This is a genomic window from Streptomyces sp. NPDC088810 (genome assembly GCF_044750305.1).
In the GTDB taxonomy this organism is placed as follows: Bacteria; Actinomycetota; Actinomycetes; order Streptomycetales; family Streptomycetaceae; genus Streptomyces.
Genome location: NZ_JBIVJQ010000001.1, coordinates 447,962 through 467,223, shown reverse-complemented (window position 1 = coordinate 467,223; position 19,262 = coordinate 447,962). Strand labels below are relative to the sequence as shown.

Annotated in this window: 19 protein-coding genes and 2 tRNA genes; 4 read left to right on the top strand and 17 right to left on the bottom strand. The window is 69.8% G+C overall.

Going from position 1 to position 19,262, the window contains the following annotated elements; translation table 11 throughout:
• Positions 1-164 precede the first annotated feature (164 nt).
• From ACIP4Y_RS02125 to ACIP4Y_RS02110, 4 genes are all read right to left on the bottom strand, one after another.
• Complete coding sequence (locus ACIP4Y_RS02125) at positions 165-830, bottom strand: ATP-dependent Clp protease proteolytic subunit (protein ID WP_030648613.1); 666 nt, start codon at positions 828-830, stop codon at positions 165-167.
• A gap of 67 nt (positions 831-897) precedes the next feature.
• Positions 898-1,503 (bottom strand): ATP-dependent Clp protease proteolytic subunit, encoded by a 606-nt coding sequence (locus ACIP4Y_RS02120; RefSeq protein WP_351216612.1) that lies wholly within the window; start codon positions 1,501-1,503, stop codon positions 898-900.
• 247 nt (positions 1,504-1,750) lie between these two features.
• Complete coding sequence (gene tig / locus ACIP4Y_RS02115) at positions 1,751-3,130, bottom strand: trigger factor (RefSeq protein WP_401386598.1); 1,380 nt, start codon at positions 3,128-3,130, stop codon at positions 1,751-1,753.
• 177 nt (positions 3,131-3,307) lie between these two features.
• Positions 3,308-3,384, bottom strand: a tRNA-Pro gene (locus ACIP4Y_RS02110).
• Positions 3,385-3,545: 161 nt separating this feature from the next.
• Between ACIP4Y_RS02110 and ACIP4Y_RS02105 the strand changes: the two genes are divergently transcribed.
• Positions 3,546-3,616 (top strand) — tRNA-Gly (locus ACIP4Y_RS02105).
• 69 nt (positions 3,617-3,685) lie between these two features.
• Here ACIP4Y_RS02105 and ACIP4Y_RS02100 read toward each other — a convergent pair.
• The 11 genes from ACIP4Y_RS02100 to ACIP4Y_RS02050 all read right to left on the bottom strand — a co-directional run bounded on the left by ACIP4Y_RS02100 (position 3,686) and on the right by ACIP4Y_RS02050 (position 10,332).
• The gene (locus ACIP4Y_RS02100; RefSeq protein ID WP_401386595.1) at positions 3,686-4,831 is read right to left on the bottom strand and encodes a tyrosine-type recombinase/integrase; all 1,146 of its coding nucleotides are present in this window, start codon (positions 4,829-4,831) and stop codon (positions 3,686-3,688) included.
• Positions 4,831-5,043 (bottom strand): excisionase family DNA-binding protein, encoded by a 213-nt coding sequence (locus ACIP4Y_RS02095; RefSeq protein ID WP_401386593.1) that lies wholly within the window; start codon positions 5,041-5,043, stop codon positions 4,831-4,833. Before ACIP4Y_RS02095 ends, ACIP4Y_RS02100 begins: the two co-directional genes overlap by 1 nt.
• Positions 5,036-6,424, bottom strand: coding sequence for a replication initiator protein RepSA (gene repSA, locus ACIP4Y_RS02090; protein ID WP_401386590.1), 1,389 nt, complete (start codon positions 6,422-6,424; stop codon positions 5,036-5,038). The genes ACIP4Y_RS02095 and repSA overlap by 8 nt, the downstream gene beginning before the upstream one ends.
• Positions 6,425-6,428: 4 nt before the next feature.
• The gene (locus ACIP4Y_RS02085) at positions 6,429-6,635 is read right to left on the bottom strand and encodes a hypothetical protein (protein WP_401386587.1); all 207 of its coding nucleotides are present in this window, start codon (positions 6,633-6,635) and stop codon (positions 6,429-6,431) included.
• On the bottom strand, positions 6,635-6,814 hold the full coding sequence (locus ACIP4Y_RS02080) for a hypothetical protein (protein ID WP_401386584.1): 180 nt from the start codon (positions 6,812-6,814) through the stop codon (positions 6,635-6,637). Before ACIP4Y_RS02080 ends, ACIP4Y_RS02085 begins: the two co-directional genes overlap by 1 nt.
• Positions 6,815-6,907: 93 nt before the next feature.
• Positions 6,908-7,453, bottom strand: a complete 546-nt coding sequence (locus ACIP4Y_RS02075; RefSeq protein WP_401386581.1) for a GGDEF domain-containing protein — start codon at positions 7,451-7,453, stop codon at positions 6,908-6,910.
• A 3-nt stretch (positions 7,454-7,456) separates the two neighbouring features.
• On the bottom strand, positions 7,457-7,768 hold the full coding sequence (locus ACIP4Y_RS02070; protein WP_401386578.1) for a SpdD protein: 312 nt from the start codon (positions 7,766-7,768) through the stop codon (positions 7,457-7,459).
• A gap of 15 nt (positions 7,769-7,783) precedes the next feature.
• Positions 7,784-7,969, bottom strand: coding sequence for a mobile element transfer protein (locus ACIP4Y_RS02065; RefSeq protein WP_401386575.1), 186 nt, complete (start codon positions 7,967-7,969; stop codon positions 7,784-7,786).
• A gap of 20 nt (positions 7,970-7,989) precedes the next feature.
• The gene (locus ACIP4Y_RS02060; RefSeq protein ID WP_401386572.1) at positions 7,990-8,649 is read right to left on the bottom strand and encodes a DUF2637 domain-containing protein; all 660 of its coding nucleotides are present in this window, start codon (positions 8,647-8,649) and stop codon (positions 7,990-7,992) included.
• A gap of 10 nt (positions 8,650-8,659) precedes the next feature.
• The gene (locus ACIP4Y_RS02055; RefSeq protein ID WP_401386569.1) at positions 8,660-10,000 is read right to left on the bottom strand and encodes an FtsK/SpoIIIE domain-containing protein; all 1,341 of its coding nucleotides are present in this window, start codon (positions 9,998-10,000) and stop codon (positions 8,660-8,662) included.
• 2 nt (positions 10,001-10,002) lie between these two features.
• The gene (locus ACIP4Y_RS02050; protein ID WP_401386566.1) at positions 10,003-10,332 is read right to left on the bottom strand and encodes a hypothetical protein; all 330 of its coding nucleotides are present in this window, start codon (positions 10,330-10,332) and stop codon (positions 10,003-10,005) included.
• A gap of 188 nt (positions 10,333-10,520) precedes the next feature.
• Between ACIP4Y_RS02050 and ACIP4Y_RS02045 the strand changes: the two genes are divergently transcribed.
• Positions 10,521-11,279, top strand: a complete 759-nt coding sequence (locus ACIP4Y_RS02045; protein WP_401386563.1) for a GntR family transcriptional regulator — start codon at positions 10,521-10,523, stop codon at positions 11,277-11,279.
• Between the two features lie 220 nt (positions 11,280-11,499).
• Positions 11,500-13,833: a tetratricopeptide repeat protein gene (locus tag ACIP4Y_RS02040; RefSeq protein WP_401386560.1), complete on the top strand. Its 2,334-nt coding sequence runs from the start codon at positions 11,500-11,502 to the stop codon at positions 13,831-13,833.
• Positions 13,834-15,165: 1,332 nt separating this feature from the next.
• Here ACIP4Y_RS02040 and ACIP4Y_RS02035 read toward each other — a convergent pair.
• Positions 15,166-17,322 (bottom strand): PQQ-binding-like beta-propeller repeat protein, encoded by a 2,157-nt coding sequence (locus ACIP4Y_RS02035; RefSeq protein ID WP_401386557.1) that lies wholly within the window; start codon positions 17,320-17,322, stop codon positions 15,166-15,168.
• Positions 17,323-17,439: 117 nt separating this feature from the next.
• On the bottom strand, positions 17,440-17,634 hold the full coding sequence (locus ACIP4Y_RS02030) for a hypothetical protein (protein WP_030648672.1): 195 nt from the start codon (positions 17,632-17,634) through the stop codon (positions 17,440-17,442).
• Positions 17,635-18,170: 536 nt separating this feature from the next.
• Here ACIP4Y_RS02030 and ACIP4Y_RS02025 point away from each other — a divergent pair.
• The gene (locus ACIP4Y_RS02025) at positions 18,171-19,256 is read left to right on the top strand and encodes an acyltransferase family protein (RefSeq protein WP_401386554.1); all 1,086 of its coding nucleotides are present in this window, start codon (positions 18,171-18,173) and stop codon (positions 19,254-19,256) included.
• The last annotated feature ends 6 nt before the right edge of the window (positions 19,257-19,262 follow it).

Sequence of the window (19,262 nt, the reverse complement as noted above, 5' to 3'; positions counted from 1 at the left end):
TTCCCCTTCGCCTGGGAGACGCCTGGACGCTATGAGTCCAGCGGCTCCTGGTGCTGCCTTATGTCCGACGGTACCTTGCCGGGCCCGGTGTTCGGGCCCCCCTTGGCAGGGTTCACTTTGACGTGGACCGTGCCAAGGGGGGCCGGACGTGCATGGTTCCGCTGTCAGCGGACCGCGCTGTTGTTCAGCTTGCGGGTGGAGATGATCTGGTCGACGAGGCCGTACTCCAGCGCCTCCTCGGCCGTGAGGATCTTGTCGCGCTCGATGTCCTCGCGGACCTGCTCGATCGGCCGGTTCGAGTGCTTGGCCAGCATGTTCTCCAGCTGCTCACGCATCCGGGTGAACTCGTTGGCGATGATCTCCAGGTCGGAGAGCTGGCCGCGGCCGGTGGAGCCCGCCGGCTGGTGGATCAGCACGCGGGAGTTCGGCAGCGCCATCCGCTTGCCGGGCGTACCGGCGGCGAGCAGGATGGCCGCGGCGGAGGCCGCCTGGCCCATGCAGACCGTCTGGATGTCGGGCTTCACGAACTGCATCGTGTCGTAGATCGCCGTCAGGGCGGTCATGTCGCCACCGGGGCTGTTGATGTAGATCGAGATGTCCCGGTCGGGGTCCATCGACTCCAGGCACAGCAGCTGCGCCATGACGTCGTTGGCGGAGGCGTCGTCGATCTGGACGCCCAGGAAGATCACGCGCTCCTCGAAGAGCTTCGCGTACGGGTCGTACTCGCGGATGCCCTGGGAGGTGCGCTCGACGAAGCGCGGGATGACGTAGCGGCTGTCGGGGCGGGGCCCTTCGTACATGCCGCTGGCGGCGCCGGGGAAGTTGCTCATGGGGTTCACCGTCCTGGTGGCGTTCGGGGGGCTGGTGTCTCGGCGGTGCGTGGCGTGGCCGGGCCGGTCAGGCACCGGTCCCGCCGCCTCCCGGAACACCCGAGGCGTGCGTGATGATCTCGTCAATGAGACCGTACTCCTTGGCCTCTTCCGGGGTGAACCAGCGGTCGCGGTCGCCGTCGCGGATGATCGTCTCGACGGACTGGCCGGAGTGCAGGGCGGTCAGCTCGGACATGGTCTTCTTGGTGCGCAGCAGGTACTGGGCCTGGATCTTGATGTCCGAGACCGTACCGCCGAGGCCCGCAGAGCCCTGGTGCATCATGATGTCGGTGTGCGGCAGGGCGAAGCGCTTGCCGGCGGTGCCGCCGGTGAGCAGGAACTGGCCCATCGAGGCCGCCATGCCCATGCCGATCGTCACCACGTCGTTCGGGATGTACTGCATGGTGTCGTAGATCGCCATGCCGGCCGTGACCGAGCCGCCCGGGCTGTTGATGTAGAGGTAGATGTCCTTGTCCGGGTCCGCGGCAAGGAGCAGCAGCTGCGCGGTGATCTTGTTCGCGATGTCGTCGTCAACCTGCTGGCCGAGGAAGATGATCCGCTCGTTGAGCAGCCGGTTGTAGACCTGGTCGCCGAGGCCACCACCGATGGAAGGCTCGCCGGCGGCTGAGGGCATCAGATTCGTCACGTATCCACCTGCTCGTCTTACGACGGCGCCGGGCCGTCTCAGTTCTGCTTGTTCTGCCTTTCATGGACCCTAACGCGAGGGCCCCTTCCGGGAATCCCGGGAATGGGGGTGTTCGCCGGGGGCGTAGCGCTCCGCAGGGGGGCCGGGCGGGGTTTCGAGTCCCGGAACCACGAACGGGCCCCGGGGATGGTCCCCAGGGCCCGTCGTACGTGCCTTACCGGCGCCGTGGGGCTGCTCAGCCCTCGGCGTTCTCCTCGGAGGTCTCGGAGGTCTCCGACGCCTCGGCGGCCTCGGTCTCCTCCTCCTCGTCGTCCAGGTTGACGATCTCGCCGTTGGTGTCCTTCACCGTGGCGGCCTCGACCACGACGGCCAGGGCCTTGCCGCGGGCGACCTCGCCGACCAGGAGCGGCACCTGGCCGCCCTCGACGACGGCCTGGGCGAACTGGTCGGGGGACATGCCGGAGGAGGCCGCACGCCGCATGAGGTGCTCGGTGAGCTCCTCCTGGTTGACGTTGAGGTTCTCCTTCTTGACCAGCTCGTCGAGGACGAACTGGGTCTTGATGCCCTTGACCGCGGCCTCGCGGGTCTCGGTCTCGAACTCCTCGGCGGTCTTGCCCTGGATCTCCAGGTACTTGTCGAGGGTGAGGCCCATCTGGCCGAGCTGGTGGTGCTCCAGGTTGTGCTTGCGGGTGTTGATCTCGTCCTCGAGCAGCTTCTCGGGGACCGGGACCTCGACCAGCTCGAGCAGCTTCTCCAGGACGCGCTCCTGGGCCTGGGTGGCCTGGTCGAACTGCTTCATGTTCGCGAGGCGCTTGCGGCTGTCCGCCTTGAGCTCCTCGAGGGTGTCGAACTCGGAGGCGAGCTGCGCGAACTCGTCGTCCAGCTCGGGCAGTTCGCGGGCGGCGACCTGGGTGACCTTGACGGTGACCTCGGCCTCCTTGCCCGCGGCGGAGCCGCCCTTCAGCTCGGAGGTGAAGGTGGCCTCCTCACCCGCGGACAGGCCCTTCACGGCGTCGTCGATGCCGTCCAGCAGCTCACCGGAGCCGATGGTGTACGAGACACCGTTGGCGATGCCGTCCTCCAGCACCTCGCCGTCGACCTTGGCCTGCAGGTCGATGGTGACGACGTCGCCGTCCTCGGCGGCACGCTCGACCGGGGAGGTGGAGGCGAAGCGCTCGCGCAGCTGCTCGACCGACTTCTCCACGTCCTCGTCGGTGACCTCGACGGCGTCGACCTCGACCTCGATCCCGGAGTAGTCCGGGATCTCGAGGGCCGGGCGGACGTCGACCTCGGCGGTGAAGTTCAGCGTCTCGCCGTCCTTCAGCTCGGTGATGTCGACGTCGGGCTGGCCCAGCGGGCTCAGCTCGGCCTCGTTGACCGCCTCGGTGTAGAACTTCGGGAGCGCGTCGTTGACGGCCTCCTCCAGCACGGCGCCACGACCGAACCGCTGGTCGATGACGCGGGCCGGGATCTTGCCCTTGCGGAAGCCCTTCACCGTGACCTGCTGGTTGATCTTCTTGTACGCCGCGTCGAGGCTGTCCTTGAGCTCCTCGAAGGGCACCTCGACAGTGAGCCGAACCCGGGTCGGGTTCAGGGTCTCCACGGCGCTCTTCACGGTTCGGTCTCCTTGTGGCTGACTTCTCGGGTTCTGCCGGAGCCTGACGGGCCCGGCGGATTTCGCCGCCCGGAGGAGTTCGGGCCGTGAGGGCCGGGACACACGGGCGCGCAGCTTGCATAGTAACCGCAGCCGGTCAGCGCCCCAAAAGGCGATCATCACGACGTCATGAGCCGGTGGTCGGGGTGGCGGGATTTGAACCCACGGCCTTCCGCTCCCAAAGCGGACGCGCTACCAAGCTGCGCCACACCCCGTCTGGTGCGACACGTAGGGTACATGCCCGGACCGGATCCGTCGGCCGCATTCTCCGAGGCGGGACGCGTGGTGCCGACGTGGTCCTATTCGTTGGCCTCGGCGGCGGGCGACCCGCTACGATGCCTTCAGTGCCGCGGTCACCGACCTGCGGCGCAGTGTTGCGGGCGTAGCTCAATGGTAGAGCCCTAGTCTTCCAAACTAGCTACGCGGGTTCGATTCCCGTCGCCCGCTCTGTGTGCCGAAGGCCCAGGCGAGAGGTTGAATTCCTCTCCCTGGGCCTTCAGCCATTCCGGGGGCCACTCAGCCGTCCGTGTCCCCCACGTGCCCCTTCGGCCGGCGACGCCGCTTCAGAGCGTTCACGATCACCGCGTCCACCCCGTCGGCGATCTCCCGCTCACGGCGATCCGAGGTGTGCTGGTAGATCAGCGCCGCACGGGTCGAGCTGTGGCCGAGCCGGGTCATCAGCTCGCGCGTGCTGGCGTTGGTCTGGGACGCCAGGGTGTTGCCGGTGTGCCGAAGATCATGGAAGCGCAGGCCCTTGATACCGACCTCGGCGCAGGCCTTGTGCCACAGCCCGTTGAAGTGGTTCCGGCGGGGTGTGGCGCCCTTCTCTCCGACGAAGACGCGGCCGTCAGCGCCGGGCTCGGCAAACTGCTTCATATGGGCGGCGACCGCGGGCAGGATCGAGCGCGGAATGGCCACCGACCGCTTGCCCGCCTCGCTCTTAGGCGCCTTGTAGATCCGCTCGCCGTTGTTCAGCTCGGAGACCGAGCCACGCACCCGGATCATGCCCGCGTCCAGGTCGACGTCTCGCCGGCGCAGTGCGACCAGTTCGCCCCACCGCAGGGCGCAGAACGCGCCGAGCAGCACCAGGGCGCGGTAGCGCGGCTGTGAGGCGTCGGCGATTGCGAAGACGTCCAGGACGGAGGCGGTGGGACGCTCCGGGGTGGTCACCGTGCCGCCGTTCCTGATCTGGCACGGGTTACGGCGGATCAGCCCGTCCTCAACGGCGGTGCCCATGATCGTGCGGAGCAACGAGTAGGCCTTGGCGACTGTGGTCGGACCGGTCCCCGCGTCCAGGCGAGCCCGGCGCCAGGTGCGGACGGCGGCCGGCGTGATGTCGGCGATGGACAGGTGTCCGAAGGTGGGCACCAGGTGCACCCGGACGAGGATCTCGTACAGCTCCTGGGTGCTCTTGGCGAGCGGGCGCTCGGCCACCCATGCGTTCGCGTACTTCTCGAACGGCACCTTGGCCGCATCGGGGTCGCGCCAGTCGCCCTGCCGCAGCTCCGTCTGGATGTCGGCGAGCCAGTCATCCGCCTCGCGCTTGGTCCGGAAGGTGTCGGGCGCGGGTCGCAGGACTCCGTCAGGACCGACGTAGCGGGCCTGGTAGCGGCCGGACGGCAGCTTCCGGACCCGACCGAACTGGCGACGCCTACCGGCCATCAGGCAGCCACCCCTCGGCGGGCAGGGACGCGGCGGCGCGGCTCGACCGTGTTGGCGGCGATGAAGTCGCGTACGGCGCTCTCCGGGATGCGCACGTGTCGACCGACCTTCACATAGGTGATCCGCCGCTCTTCGATCAGGCGTCGGGGGAAGCGCACGGTCGTGCCGAGTGCTTCGGCCACCTGGTCGACGGTGAGGTACCGCTCATTCATGGTCGTGCGCTCCTTCCAGGAGGGGGCGTTCTTCGCGTGCGATCTCGCGGTTGTGCTCGATGTCTCGGCGGATGTTGGCGGCGAGCCAGGATTCGCCGGGGGTGTGGCCGTGGCCGGCGTAGGCCCAGTGGGCGAGGGTGAGCGTGGTTGCTTCCTCGTCGTCGGGGTCGGGCAGGCCAAGGGCGGCGCGTTGCTGGGCGGCGCGGTAGTCGGCGCGGACCTGGCGGAGGGCGCCGAGAGTGGTGGAGTAGCGGCGGGACTTGGTGGAGAAGTGGCCTCGGAAGCCGAGCATGTGAGCCCAGTCGCGTAACTTCCGGTCCGGGTAGAGCGGGTGCAGGTCGAGGCAGGCGGCGATGAGCCGGGCCGGGTGCTCGGGCACCTCGAGGAGGGCCAGGGCCTCTTTGTTGCCGATGCGGCGGTCTACGGTTCCGGTGGTCTCGGCAGCCTTGGTGGCGTACTTGGCCACGTAGGAGGCCACGGCCTGTTCTGTGATCTCCTCGCCGTGACCGAAGGCGCCGATGGCCTGGACGTCGAGCTGGGTGCCCCACCGCAGGGTGCGGGCCGGTAGGTCCCCGGCCGGCGGCACGTCCACCGCGACGCGAGCAGCAGCGGCATGGACGGCGTCGGTGAGCAGGTCGAGGGTCGCCCAGGCCGGGGGTGGGCTGTCGGGTCCCTCGGGGCCGTCGAAGCGGATCACGGCGTGAAAATGGACGGCTCCGCGCTTCTGGTACTCGGCGACCTTGCCGAAGGAGACCCGGGACTGTTCGCGCGCGGCCTTCTGGGTGAGTCCGGCCCGCTTGGCGATCTCGCGACGCAGGTAGATCGTGAAGTAGCGCCACAGGTCGGAGGCGTGGTTGTTCCACAGCACGGCGCCCGCGTAGTCGTACGACTCCGGGTCGAGCGGTGTGCCGAGTTCTGGCGCGTCCTCCTGGTGGTGGGTGCCGCAGCGGCAGGGCCGGTTGCCGGGGCGATTGTGGACCGGGCCGAACGAGGGCGCGGTGAGGGTGGCGAAGACGCGGGGGTGGTCGCGGATGGTCTCGGGGGTGCCTTTGTCGGGGTCGCCGACGAGGCCGGCGCGGATGAGGTGGTAGGTGTCGCCCGCGTAGGTCCAGGCGCAGGCCGGGCAGCGGGAGGCCCGCCGGTTGCCACAGGCCACGCGGAGGACGCCGCCGGGTTCGGTGTCGGTCGAGTAGGAGTGCAGGACGTGGCCGGTGGCCGCGTCGCGGGTGACCATGGTGCCCTGCAGGCGGATCGGGTCGGTGCAGCCGCCGGTACGGCGGATCTGGTCTTGGATGCGGTCGAAGCCGGTAGACCCGGCCAGCCTCAGCACGTCGGCGAGGGTGGCCGGGTCCAGGCCCGCCATGGTGGCGGTGTCGCTCACTTGATCACCGGCCCCAACGCCGCTTCTTCGGGGTGCTGGCGTCGCTGCTGGTCGGCCCAGACAGGTCCGTGCGGCCAGGCCGGGACGGCTTCGCGCTCCGCTGACCGTCGTGCAGCTCGTGCGCCTTGGCGGTCTTCTTCAAGCGGTCGTAGTCGCCGTCGATCCCCTCGTAGTGGATTCGGTCGACTCCACGGCTCCAGCTGCGCGGCATCAGACGGTCACCTCCTGCGGGCGCACGCGGCGAGCGGCGCCGGTGCCCTTGCAGGCCGGGCAGGTCACGCGGAGGGTGACGCGGGTGCCGTCGCGGTGCCGGCCGCCGGTGGTGATGTGGACGGCGGCGTGGCCGTCGCAGTCGCGGCAGACGCGCGTGTTCGGGGCGTGCTGGGACATGATGGGGCTTCCCTTTCGGGTCCGTTGGATCTGGAAGTGGTGCAGGCGCCCGGAGCGGCGGATCTTTGGCGAGAGAGGCCGCTCCGGGGGCCGTCATGGGCGGGTGTTGCGCCTGCCGTGGCCCTTGACCGCGTACATCGCCGCGTCGGCGGCAGCCAGGGCGTCGGTGAGGGTCCGCACCGGCAGGTGGGAGCAGTAGCAGCGGCCGACCGATGCCGAGACCGGCAGGGTGCGTCCGTCGTGTTCGAGCGGCCCGTTTAGGGCGAGTTGCAGGACCTGGAGGCTGGGGGTGCGGCCGGGGTCGGTGATGATCGCGGCGAACTCGTCTCCGCCGAGGCGGCCGGCGATGCCGTAGCGACCACACCAGGTGTTCAGCCGGCGGGCGGTAGCGGTGAGGACCGCGTCTCCAGCGGCGTGGCCGTGGGTGTCGTTGGTGGCCTTGAAGTCGTCCAGGTCGATCAGCAGGACCAGGGCTGCGGGGTGCTTGGTGAGCAGGTGTTCGGCGCGGGTGGTCCATCCGGCGCGGGTGTGCAGGCCGGTCAGCGGATCACGCCGGGCCGTGGCCAGGCGGCGGACGAGGAGGCCGCCGTGGACGGCCCAGCCCAGCGTAGGTAACGCGGCCGCGATCAGGGTGTCCATCGTTCAGCGTCCCTTCCGCAGGTCGGTGATCAGGAAGCGCAGCACGACGGCCGTCACGGCGACCGACACAGCGGTGATGGCGACCGCCAGGAGCATCGAGACGAGGACGGCGCCGACGACCAGGACCACGGCCGTGCCGCCGCCGACGAGGGCGAGCACGGTGCCGGGGGTGAGCTGGACGGCCGGCCGCTGGGAGACCGGCGCGGGTACGACCGGGGCCGAGGCCTGAACCGCGGGGACCTCAACGGTGGTCGGTACCGGGGCGAGGGTTGGCACCGGGGCGGTGTCCGGGGGCGGGTACTTCGGTGTGAACACGGGATCTTCCTCCTGTCAGGCGTTGCAGCGGTGGGTGCGGGCGGCGAGTTCGGCGGCGGAGCGGTCGCGGTGTTCGGTGGAGAAGCCACAGCCGGGGGCGGTGCAGGCGGCGGTGTGCTTGGTCTGGCCCCGGCCGTTGTTGTAGGTGCCGACCTCGACCGGGCCGACGCGGATCACGTTGTAGAAGCGGTTCGGACGCACGGACTGACCTCCTTGCGATGTCAGGCGAGTTGGAGTTCGGCGGCGATGGCTTGGCAGGTCGGTGCGGGCAGGCCGAGCCGGGCGGTGAGCACTTCTGCGGTGATCTGCTCACCCGTGCTGCTGCGGTGTGCGTCGGCGATCGAGCGGGCGTGGTCGAGCAGTGCTGGCGGAACGACCGGGGCGGCCGGAGGTTTAACAGGCGCCGGGGTCAGTTCCGCCGCTGGGACCGGGGCCGGGGGCACCGGTTCGGGTGTGTCGGTGCGGTGCACCTCGACTTCCGGGGCGGACGGTTCTTCGTCCGGCTCAGGTTCGACGGCGGCCGGGGCGGGGGTGTGGACGAGGAGGGTGCCGCCGAGGAAGGCGAGGGCGGGCCAACCGGCGACGAGGATGCGCAGCCAGGCGGGCACCTGGTGCAGGTTGAGCAGTCCGGCAGTGGCGACGTTGGCGCCGAGCGAGGCCGCCAGGGCGATGGCGAACCAGGTCCACGAGGACCGGTCCCGGCCGGCGCGCAGCCGACGCCAGGCGGCGACCAACAGCAGGTCGACCGAGACCGGATAGGCCCACGCCTTCCATCCGGACTGCCCGGCCGCCGCCGCCAGGTCGTGCAAGTGCGCGAAGGACAGAGCACCGGCGATCACGGCCTGGATGAGGACGGCATCAGGGCGCAGCGAGCGGTTCACGGCGACCCCCTTACTCCGTGACCGGCCGTGGCTTGACCAGCGACGGACCGGACGCCGGGGCGTCGGCGGGCACGTGCGGCCGGAACCGGTCCAGGACGGGAAGGTCCGGGACCAGGTGAGCGAAGGCCCGACATGACGCCTTCGCCTCATCCCGGGACGTGTGGGGGGTGCGGATCTTTGCCCAGCCACCGGAGGAGTCGGCCGCCACGGCAGTGCCGGGACGTTCCGCGGGGATAAGGGAGGCGGCCGCGACAGCATCCGGGGCGACGTCGGCGAGGCCCATTTCGGCGGTCTGCTTGTCGTTGACGCGGTGCACCACGCGGCCGGTGAGCTGGGCGCGCAGCATGGTGGCGCCCTTGCCCAGTTCGGAGCCGAAGCGCTGCCCGCACACTTCCAGGTAGATCCCGACCGCGCGGGCCATCTGCGCCAGCCGGATCAGCGCGGTGACAATCCGCTCCCGCCGCTCCTCATCCTTCTTCGAGGAGATCAGGAACAGTTCCGCCACCTCGTCGACCAGGACGACGACCGGCACGGGCCGTAAGCGTTCGGGCAGGTCCCACATGTCCGAGACGCCGTGCGCGCTCAGCAGGTCAAAGCGGGACTCCATCTCCCCCACCAGCACATCCAGCAGCGAGGCCGAGTCGTCGGGGGTGGTAACCAGGGCCGACAGCCGGGGTGCGTAGGCGGAGTGTTCCACGCCGCGCTTGCAGTCGATTCCGACCAGCGCCACCGGCAGCCGCGCCAAGCCCTTAATCAGGTTCCGCTGGTAGACGGACTTGCCCGAGCTGTTGGCGCCGAGCGTCAGCGCCATGGGCACTTGGCGGTAGTCCCGGACGAACGCAGTGCCGTCCTCCCGCAGCGCCACCGGCACCGCCAGGCCTTCAGGGCGGGCCCTGCGTGGCATCCGGACCTGACGCAGTACGTCGTAGCCGGTCATGCGCAGCTCGACGTGTCCCGGCTTGGTCTCGGCGATGGTCACCGAGTGCACGCCCCAGGCATGCCGCAGTCGCTCCGAGGCGGCCATCAGGTCGGCCGGTTCGAGGCCGGCGGGAAGCCGCAGCGTCACCCGAAGCCCGGTCGACGTGGCACGGACGCGGCGTACCTTCGGCGGGACCGGCAGCACCTCCCGGCGGGCCACGTTCCGTGCGATGAAGGCCCGCATGCGCGACGGCTGCACCGTCAAGCCGCACACGTCCATCGTGGAGCGGTAGGTGAAGGTGAACCGGCCCCAGGTCACCGGCAGCCCGACCAGCAACCAGTACACGCGCGGCGCGCGGACCTTCGCGTAGCCCAGTCCACCGGCCCCCGCGAGGACTCCGGTGGTCTCCAGGACCATGGACAGGTCGGTCATGGTCAGGCCACCGGGGTGATCGCGACCGCGCGGAACGAGATCCCGTGCCGCTTCTGGCCGTTGAACTCGTTCTCCCAGTCCCGCGCCTTGAGCCCGACCACCTTCACCGGCATGCCCGGCGCCAGGCCCTCCGGGTAACCGGTCTCCGGGACGGTGACCTGGTAGAGGTTCCCCTCCCCCTCGTCCGAGACCAGCAGGCCCACCGTCGACAGCGGGGCACCGGTCTCCCGGTCCATCGCCCGCTCACCGGTCTTGGCGTTGGCCAGCTTCGGCGTCGGCGCGGTCGCCACGAACACGACAGCGGTCGACGTGTCGATCTTGAAAGACGGCATGAGCACATCCCTCGTTCAGGAGGCCGCCCGATGCGACCTCTCTAGACATCTCCACTTTGAGGCTGCATCTCTAGAGATGTCAAGAGGGATGTATAGAGAGGTTGGGGGTGGAAGATCGCGGCAACACGCAGAGGGCGAGCGCCATAGCCATGGCCTAGGCTGTCTAGAGAAGAGAGGAGGGCTCCGGAATGGCCAACACCGACGACGACCGTCGGCCGAAGTACCAGCGGATCGCGGACTCCCTGCGTGAGGCGATCCAGTCGGGCGAGTACGGCCCCGGTGATCGCCTCCCCGGAGAAAACGAGCTGATGGCCGCCCACGGCGTGGCCCGAATGACGGCCCGCCAGGCGTTGAGCGTGCTCCGAGACGAAGGCGTCGCAGAGGCCCGCAAGGGTGCCGGCGTGTTCGTCCGAGCGTTTCGCCCCCTTCGACGCCGAGGCATCCAGCGACTTTCCGAGCAGCAGTGGGGCAGCGGCCGTTCCATCTGGTCCGCGGACATCGAGAACCGCGCGCTCGAGGTGGACCAGGTCGCCGTGTCCGAGGAGGCCGCGCCCGACCGCATCAGCGCGGTTCTGGATCTGGCCGACGACGAGACGGTGTGCGTGAGGCGCCGGCGCTTCGTCTTGGAGGGGAAGCCCGTCCTGCTCGCGACGAGCTATCTGCCCACATCAGTGGTTGCCGGATCCGCCATCACTCAGGAGGACACGGGACCAGGTGGGACGTACGCCAGGCTTGCCGAACTCGGCTACAAGCCAGTGCACTTCCGCGAGGAGATCCGCTCACGCATGCCGTCGAAGGATGAGGCGGCACAGTTGAGCATGTCCTCGGGCACGCCGGTCATCCTCATCTGCCGTACCGCGTTCGCGGACGAGGGCCGCCCCGTCGAGATCAACGAGATGACGCTCGACGCCGCCTCGTACATCCTGGAGTACGACTTCGACGCGTGACCTTGTCGAGTCTCAGTTGATGGTTGACGGGTTGGCGTCGGGTGATGCTTGACGGCCGCCCTGGATAGTCCGAACCGACACCGATCCTCGTGCTGGTCGAGTGAGAGCCCATTGGCCCCCTTGCGCGAGCGAGATCGACCCACTATCCCGGTTCCGGGGGTGGGGCCTGATGGGTGCGGGTGGGTGGCGGGAAAGTCGGCTGCTGCTGATCGTGGCTGGGTTGGCGCTGTTGGCGACCGCGCCAGCCATGTTGGCGACGTTTAAGGTCACCAACCAGTGGGCGGTCGGCGCCGCGGCGGGGGGCGCGGCCGTGCTGGTGGCGGTAGCCGCAGTGTGGCAGGAGCGCTACAAGCGTGCCGCGCAGCAGCGGGACGAGCAAACACTCAAGATCGAGAGTGGTTGTCTGGTGTTACCGAACGGCCAGCTGCCGACGGTGGCGCAGGCGGCCGACCCGCTCCGACTGGGCGTACATCCGGCCCCGATCATGGCTGTCGACCCGACACAGCGGACCACTGCCGCGACGGCGGAGCGGGTGCCGGTGTACGTTCCGCGTGACATCGATGCAGATCTGCGTGAGCAGTTGGCACGCGGCGGCTTCGTGCTGCTGGTGGGGGATTCCACCGCGGGCAAGTCCCGCGCGGCCTATGAGGCGATGCACGCTACCCTGCCCGATCATCTGCTGATCGCGCCGCAGGATCGCGCAGCGCTACCGGCGGCGCTGGCCCAAGCCGCCAGCACTCGGCGGTGCGTGCTGTGGCTAAGTGATCTGGAGCACTATGTGGGCGCCGATGGGTTGACCCGTACCGGCATCGCGCGGGTACTGGGCGGAACCGGTCACCACCGCGTCATTCTGGCGACTCTACGCGCCGCCGAACAGACCCGCCTGACCAGCGGCCCGACCACCCAGGACGAGGCCGGGCGGGTGGCCCACCACGAAGTCCGCGAGGCCCTCGAGCAAGCCCACCTGCTTCGCGTGCAGAGGATGTTCAGCGCGGCCGAGCAGCAGCGGGCCAGAGCCCGCGAATGGGATCCACGGATCGCAGACGCGCTCGCCCACGCCGACGCCTACGGCCTCGCCGAGTACCTGGCCGCCGGACCCGACCTGTTACGCGACTGGCAGGACGCATGGAGCCCGAACACCGACCCCGCCACGCCAACACATCCGCGCGCCGCCGCCCTGATAGCGGCCGCTGTCGACATCCGCCGGGCCGGCCACACCGCGCCCCTGCCGCGCAGCCTGCTGGAGGCCACCCACGAGCACTACCTCACCCAGCGCGGCGGCCGCCGACTGCATCCCGAACCGTTGCCGACGGCTTGGGAATGGGCCACCAAGCCCCGGCGGGCCACCACCGCACTGCTCCAGCCCGAGGACGACGAGCACGTCCAGGTCTTCGACTACCTGACCGACACCATCCAACGCCACAGCGCCCCCGGCGACCATGTTCCCGCAGACGTCATCCAAACCGTGCTGGCCGACTGCGCCCCACGAGATGCCGCGGACATCGCCACGACCGCGTACGCTCAAGGCCGCTACCAGCTCGCGGAAATCGGTTTGCGCGCCGCCCTTGAGGCCAGGGATACGACGCTGGGCCCGGAGCACCCGGACACCCTGACCAGCCGCAGCGACCTCGTCGACGTGCTCTGGGCGCTGGGGCGGTTTGAGGAGGCGGAGGCGGAGAACCGCGCGGTGCTCAATACGCAAACCCGTGTGCTGGGCCCGGAGCACCCGAACACCCTGACCAGCCGCAGCAACCTCGCCTGCGTGCTCTGGGCGCTGGGGCGGTTGGTGGAGGCGGAGGCGGAGAACCGCGCAGTACTGAATGTCCGCACCCGTGTGCTGGGCCCGGAGCACCCGGACACCCTGACCAGCCGCAACAACCTCGCCGGCGTGCTCTGGGCGCTGGGGCGGTTTGAGGAGGCGGAGGCGGAGAACCGCGCAGTGCTCAATGTCCGCACCCGTGTGCTGGGCCCGGAGCACCCGGACACCCTGACCAGCCGCAACAACCTCGCCCTCGTGCTGGCTGACCTGGGGCGGTTTGAGGAGGCGGAGGCGGAGAACCGCGCAGTGCTCAATGTCCGCACCCGTGTGCTGGGCCCGGAGCACCCGGACACCCTGACCGGCCGCAGCAACCTCGCCCTCGTGCTGGCTAACCTGGGGCGTGTTGAGGAGGCGGAGGCGGAGAACCGCGCGGTTCTGAATGTGCGCACCCGCGTGCTGGGCCCCGAGCACCCGGACACCCTGACCAGCCGCAACAACCTCGCCCTCGTGCTCCGGGCTCTGGGACGGTTTGAGGAGGCGGAGGCGGAGAACCGCGCGGCGCTGAACGTGTGCACCCGCGTGCTCGGCCCCGAGCACCCGAACACCCTGACCAGCCGCAACAACCTCGCCCTCGTGCTCGCTGACCTGGGCCGCCTTGAGGAGGCGGAGGCGGAGAACCGCGCGGCGCTGAACGTGTGCACCCGCGTGCTGGGCCCCGAGCACCCGAACACCCTGACCAGCCGCAACAACCTCGCCAACGTGCTCGGTGACCTAGGGCGCCCAAACGATCTCTAGGCGGCGCCCAACGCCGTACCGTCTTGCGTCAAGCATCAGGTGAAGCCACAACGTCAAGCACCAACCGAGACAAGACAATTCGACGCGTGACCTGGGTTGTTACAGGTTTCTCTACCTCATCAAGCCCCGGCTGCGCTCCGCTCCGCCGGGCGCGCTTCCCGGCTCCGCTGCGGGCGACGCTCCTGCCTCCGGCCCGCTCCGCCCGCGCTGCGCCGACGCGCGCCCACGAGTGGATAGGGCCGCTGGCCATGAGTCGATCACCGCGGAGCACGGCCACGGTCAGAACATTGCCTCCGGCGGGGGACCGGCCGGCACCGGGATGGAGGGGGCGCCGTCGCCGACCGCGGGTTCGTCGTGGCGGATGCGGGGGCTCCCATCCCGCACACCATCGCCCCAGGCAGAGCCGAGCAGACGCGGCCCCTGGCGTCCAGGTCGTTCGTACAGTGGCGCGCTCCACCTGGACGCCAGGAACCACGCCCGCTCCACGGTGTGTGGGTCGACGGCGTACGGGATGGGAGCTGGGGACAGTGGTGGGTTGAGGTAGGTGGCCAGGGAAGAACCAGCGACTTCATGGAAGGGTTTCGGCCAACCTTGGCGTATACGCAACCGCGTGCACTGGCAAGCAAACGTGAGTTTCTGTGAGCAGACGCGAGTTTCAGTGAGTCTCACGCCAAGCGCTTAGTTGCTGGAAGTGACCGAACGCGAAGACGGCCGGATGAGCACCGAAGCGCCCACTGCTACCGTCTCGAAGCAGCTCGGGTCCGAACCCGCGCAAGTGGCAGCCGGTGTAGGCGAGTTACAGCCTCACGCATGCTAAGGTACGCAGCTACACATGCAGGTACGCCAAAAGGACGTCCGCGACACCTCTCACCGCGCGCTGACGCCTGATGGCCAATAGGAGGACCCCTTGCCGAAGAAGCCCAACCAACCCGCACAGGCATTGCATGGCAATGCTTATCCGAGTACGCCGGACAGTACAGCAGTGAGACCACAGGAGGCAAGCAAGCTGGCCCAGGCAGCGGCACTGATCTCGGCTCTTGCCAGTTTGATCACGGCGCTAACAGGAGCCGCAGTCCTGTTGCTGCACTATTCCTGACCTTCAGGCAGCGTGCCCCCGGCGTGCCCGTTCAAAGGGCACAGAAGGGGGAGCCACGGGCAAGAGCGGTCGTTGCAGAGCCGACATGCAGGTCAGCGTTCTGCCAGCTCACGGCGGATCCGCGTACGCGATCTTCCAAACTAGCTACGCGGGTTCGATTCCCGTCGCCCGCTCTTTTGCGGCCCGGGGCCGGGTCGGAGGGTTCTTCCTCCGTCCGGCCCCGGGCCGTTCGTGTGTCACAGGCCGGCGACGTCGACGCTGTAGACCGCGCGCATGCCGTAGGGGACGTAGAGGGCGTCGCCGGACAGGACGGGGGCCGCCGCGGTGTTGCCGGAGCCGCTGTTGTCGCTGTCGTCGCGGCCGGGGAGCGTGCCGGTGACCTTGCCGGTGCGCAGGTCGAGGGCGGCCAGCCGGCCGGTGGGCGAGGCCAGGTAGAGCCGGGTGGCGGAGGCGGCGGGCGGGCCGGGCTGCTCGACGGTGGAGTTGCTCTGCCACAGCTCGCGGCCGGTCAGCGGGTCGATCGCGCGGACGCTGCCGCTGGTGAGGGTGAGGTAGACGGTGCCGCGGACGAGGTGGGCGCCGGACGCGTTGCGCGGGGTGGACAGCCGTACGGTCGTCAGGATGTGCGAGGAGGCGTCGACCAGGGTCAGGCCGGTCAGCTTGTCCATGAGCGGGTCGGCGCCCAGCACCAGGTGGCCGCGGGTCTGGCCGAACAGGTACTGCGTGCCCTTGACGGTGACCGTCCAGCGGCTGCGGCCGGTGGCCGGGTCGAGCTGGGCGAATGTGGTGCGCGTCCGTTCGGTGTCCTCGTCGATGTGCAGGCAGGTCAGGTACGGCTGTCCCCCGGCGCCGCTCAGCTGGCACTCGCCGCTGCTGCCGGCGAGGCTCTCGGGCAGCTTCCGGCGCCAGCGGACCTTGCCGTGCGCGGCGTCGAGGAGGGCGTAGGAGTCGGAGGCGTTGCCGATGGTGGTGATGATCCCGGCGGGGGTGGCGACGGCGCCGGCGGTGTCGGGTCCGAGGCCGTCCGTGTTGGCGGAGACGACCGTCCGCCAGAGCTGCTTGCCGGTGTCCGGGTCCAGGGCCTGCACGGTGTACGTGGTCCGGCTCTCCGTCTCCTCGCCGCCGGTCTTGATGTCGCGGTCGTCGGCGCCGTAGACGTAGACGGCGCCGGGGCCGGTGCCGATGATCGTGCCGCCGCCGCTGCTCCTGGCCTCGGAGGGGGTGGGGTCCATCGGCTTGGTCCAGACGTTGCGGCCGTCGGCGAGGGAGAACCGGGCGGCCATGATGCCGTCGCCGGCGCACAGCAGCGCCTTGTCCGCGACGACGCAGCGGCTGAAGGGTCCGCTGGGGCCCGTCGTGTTCGGGTTCCTGGCCATGGGGTCCGCGGCCTGCCGGTGCCAGGCGTGCCAGCCGGCCGGCAGCTCGTGCGGCTCGTTCCCGCCGGCCCGGGCGAGGACGGTGGTGGTGGCGGCCACGGCGGCCAGTACGGCGGTGGCGGCCACGGCGGCGGGCCACCGGCGGCGCCGGCGCGGCGGCGCGGGCTCGGTGTCCGGCAGCGCGGGCTCGGGGCGCGGGTCGGGCAGCCGGCCCTCGCGGAGCAGGTGCAGCAGCTCGTCGGGGCCGGGGCGGGACTTGGGGTGCTTCTCCAGGCAGAGGCGGACGAAGGGGAGCAGGTCGTCGGGGACGCCGGCCAGCTCGGGGGTGCCCTCGACGACGCGGGTCGCGGTCTCCCAGGGGTTCGGGCTGTCGAAGGGGCCGCGGCGGGTGGCGGCGTACACGAGGACGGCGCCGAGGGAGAAGATGTCGGTGGCCGGGCCGACCTCGTGCGGCGAGGTGAACTGCTCGGGGGACATGAAGGGCGGGGTGCCCATCACGCGGCCGGTCTGGGTGAGGGCGTCCATGCCGGCGGTCTCGGCGGCGCGCGAGATGCCGAAGTCGATGACCCGGGGGCCGTCGTCGGCGAGCATGACGTTGGCCGGTTTCAGGTCCCGGTGGACCACTCCCGCGCGGTGGATGTCGCGCAGTGCCTCGGCGAGGCCGGCGGCGAGGTCGCGCAGCCGGTCCGGCGGGAGCGGGCCGTGCCGGCGGACGTGGGTGCCGAGGTCCTCGCCGGGGATGTAGAGGGTGGCCATCCAGGGGCTCGGCGCGTCGGCGTCCGCGTCCACCACGGGGGCCGTGAAGGCGCCGCTGACCTGGCGGGCGGCGGCCACCTCGCGGCGGAACCGGGTGCGGAACTCGTCGTCGTCGGCGTACTGGCCGTGGACCACCTTGACGGCGAGCCGGCGTCCTGAGGCGGAGCGGGCGAGGTAGACCACGCCCATGCCGCCGCTGCCGAGGCGGTCCTCGATCCGGTAGCCGCCGACCTCCGCCGGGTCCGAGTCGCGCAGCGCCATTCCCGTACGTACCCCCGTTGTTTCAGTTGTGCGGCCCGCTCGGGCCCGCCGGTCGCGCCGGCACACCATCGGCTCCCCGCCGGCTCACCGCCGGTGCGGCACCGGCCCCCGCCCCGGTCAGAACCTGATCGAGTTGATGGACTCCGCTATCGAGTTCAGGAAGCGATTGATCGATGGTGCCATGCCGGTCGAGGCCAGGAAGAAACCGAAGAGGATCGCGACGATGGCGGGTCCGGCCTTGATGTTCCCCCCTCGGATCAACACCACCAGGATGATCGCCAACAGCAGCACCACGGACAGTGAAATGGCCACAACTGATCACACACCCTCGGTCGGTCCGCTCTCCCGGCCCGGAGGTACGGCCCGCGCACCCCCGCCAGAACCATCGTGCCACCAACCCGCCCGCCCTATGCGGCCCATGACACAACGTCGGGGGCGGGGCCCGGTGCGGGCGATGCGCCGCACAGCAATTCGAGGGGATCCGCGCACCTGACTCGCCGGGAAATTACGCGACTTCGTTTCTGTGCCCACACATCATGTGCGCAGGTAATTCGAATTGGCGACACTGAGGCGAGATATGCCCCATTTAGTCAGCATGAATCGGGACATCGGGGGTGAACTGACGACCCGTGTGTGCCCGTCATCACGTGGGCAAGAGGGGCAGGTTCGGGAAATGAGCGGGTACCCGGAAGCGATAACCAGGAATGACTGCGGGAGTTTTACGAAATCCCACAGACGACGCTAGGGTGCCTGAGATGTTTGACGCCGCCTCGTCCCCCGGCCAGAACCACAGACCACTCCCCCCGGCACAGCAGCCGGCGGACGGGGTGCCCGGTCCGCGTACCCCGATGAGTGCGCGGGAACCGCGGCCGAAGGCGGACAGACCCGGCAAACAGCGCGACTCCTTCTTCGACAACGCCAAGTACCTGGCCATCGTGCTGGTCGCGATGGGGCACTCGTGGGAGCCGCTGAAGGGCGACAGCCGCATCCTGGAGGGTGTGTACACCGTCGTGTACGCCTTCCACATGCCGGCGTTCATCATCATCTCCGGCTTCTTCTCGCGCAGCTTCGACATGCGGCCGGACCGGCTGAAGCGGCTGATCACCGGTGTCGCCGTGCCGTACGTCCTGTTCGAGACGGCGTACCCGCTCTTCAAGAACGCCGTCACCGGCTCGCACGAGGACATCAGCCTCCTCGATCCCTGGTATCTCACCTGGTTCCTGGTCGCCCTGTTCGTCTGGCGGCTGACCACGCCCGTCTGGAAGCTGGTGCGCTGGCCGCTGCCGGTGGCCCTCGGCGTCGCCATGCTGGCGACCGTCAGCCCGAACATCGGTGACGACCTCGATCTGCAGCGGGTCCTGCAGTTCCTGCCGTACTTCGTGCTCGGCCTGTGCATGAAGCCCGAGCACTTCCACCTGGTGCGCCGGCGCTGGGTGCGGATCGTGTCGGTGCCGGTGTTCGCGGCGGCGCTGGCGGTCGGCTGGTGGGCGGTGCCGCGCATGCACACCGGGTGGTTCTACCACCGGGACTCGGCGCAGGAGCTGGGCGCGCCGTGGTGGTGCGGGCCGGTGATGGCGCTCGCCATGATGGGCTGCTCGCTGGTGCTCACGGCCTGCTTCTTCGCCTGGGTGCCGCGCCGCCGGATGTGGTTCACGGCGCTCGGCGCGGGCACGCTCTACGGCTACCTTCTGCACGGCTTCCTGGTGAAGTTCGGTGACTACCGCGGGTGGTTCGAGCACCCGTGGCTGCACCGGCCGCTCGGCGAGATCCTGGTGACCGTGCTGGCGGGGGCCGCCGTCACCGTGCTGTGCACCGGGCCGGTGCGGCGCGTGTTCCGGTTCGCGATGGAGCCGAGGATGGAGTGGGCGTTCAGGCAGGACGCGGCCGAGCTGGCCCGCGAGCGGCAGAAGCCGCGGGAGACGGCAGGCGTCTAGCCGGTT

Excerpts from the sequence above, each read along its gene's own strand:
- ACIP4Y_RS02125 (WP_030648613.1), bottom strand. The coding sequence starts at position 830 with ATGAGCAACTTCCCCGGCGCCGCCAGCGGCATGTACGAAGGGCCCCGC.
- ACIP4Y_RS02120 (WP_351216612.1), bottom strand. The coding sequence starts at position 1,503 with ATGCCCTCAGCCGCCGGCGAGCCTTCCATCGGTGGTGGCCTCGGCGAC.
- ACIP4Y_RS02100 (WP_401386595.1), bottom strand. The coding sequence starts at position 4,831 with ATGGCCGGTAGGCGTCGCCAGTTCGGTCGGGTCCGGAAGCTGCCGTCC.
- ACIP4Y_RS02095 (WP_401386593.1), bottom strand. The coding sequence starts at position 5,043 with ATGAATGAGCGGTACCTCACCGTCGACCAGGTGGCCGAAGCACTCGGC.
- ACIP4Y_RS02085 (WP_401386587.1), bottom strand. The coding sequence starts at position 6,635 with ATGCCGCGCAGCTGGAGCCGTGGAGTCGACCGAATCCACTACGAGGGG.
- ACIP4Y_RS02080 (WP_401386584.1), bottom strand. The coding sequence starts at position 6,814 with ATGTCCCAGCACGCCCCGAACACGCGCGTCTGCCGCGACTGCGACGGC.
- ACIP4Y_RS02075 (WP_401386581.1), bottom strand. The coding sequence starts at position 7,453 with ATGGACACCCTGATCGCGGCCGCGTTACCTACGCTGGGCTGGGCCGTC.
- ACIP4Y_RS02055 (WP_401386569.1), bottom strand. The coding sequence starts at position 10,000 with ATGACCGACCTGTCCATGGTCCTGGAGACCACCGGAGTCCTCGCGGGG.
- ACIP4Y_RS02050 (WP_401386566.1), bottom strand. The coding sequence starts at position 10,332 with ATGCCGTCTTTCAAGATCGACACGTCGACCGCTGTCGTGTTCGTGGCG.
- ACIP4Y_RS02045 (WP_401386563.1), top strand. The coding sequence starts at position 10,521 with ATGGCCAACACCGACGACGACCGTCGGCCGAAGTACCAGCGGATCGCG.
- ACIP4Y_RS02035 (WP_401386557.1), bottom strand. The coding sequence starts at position 17,322 with ATGGCGCTGCGCGACTCGGACCCGGCGGAGGTCGGCGGCTACCGGATC.
- ACIP4Y_RS02025 (WP_401386554.1), top strand. The coding sequence starts at position 18,171 with ATGAGTGCGCGGGAACCGCGGCCGAAGGCGGACAGACCCGGCAAACAG.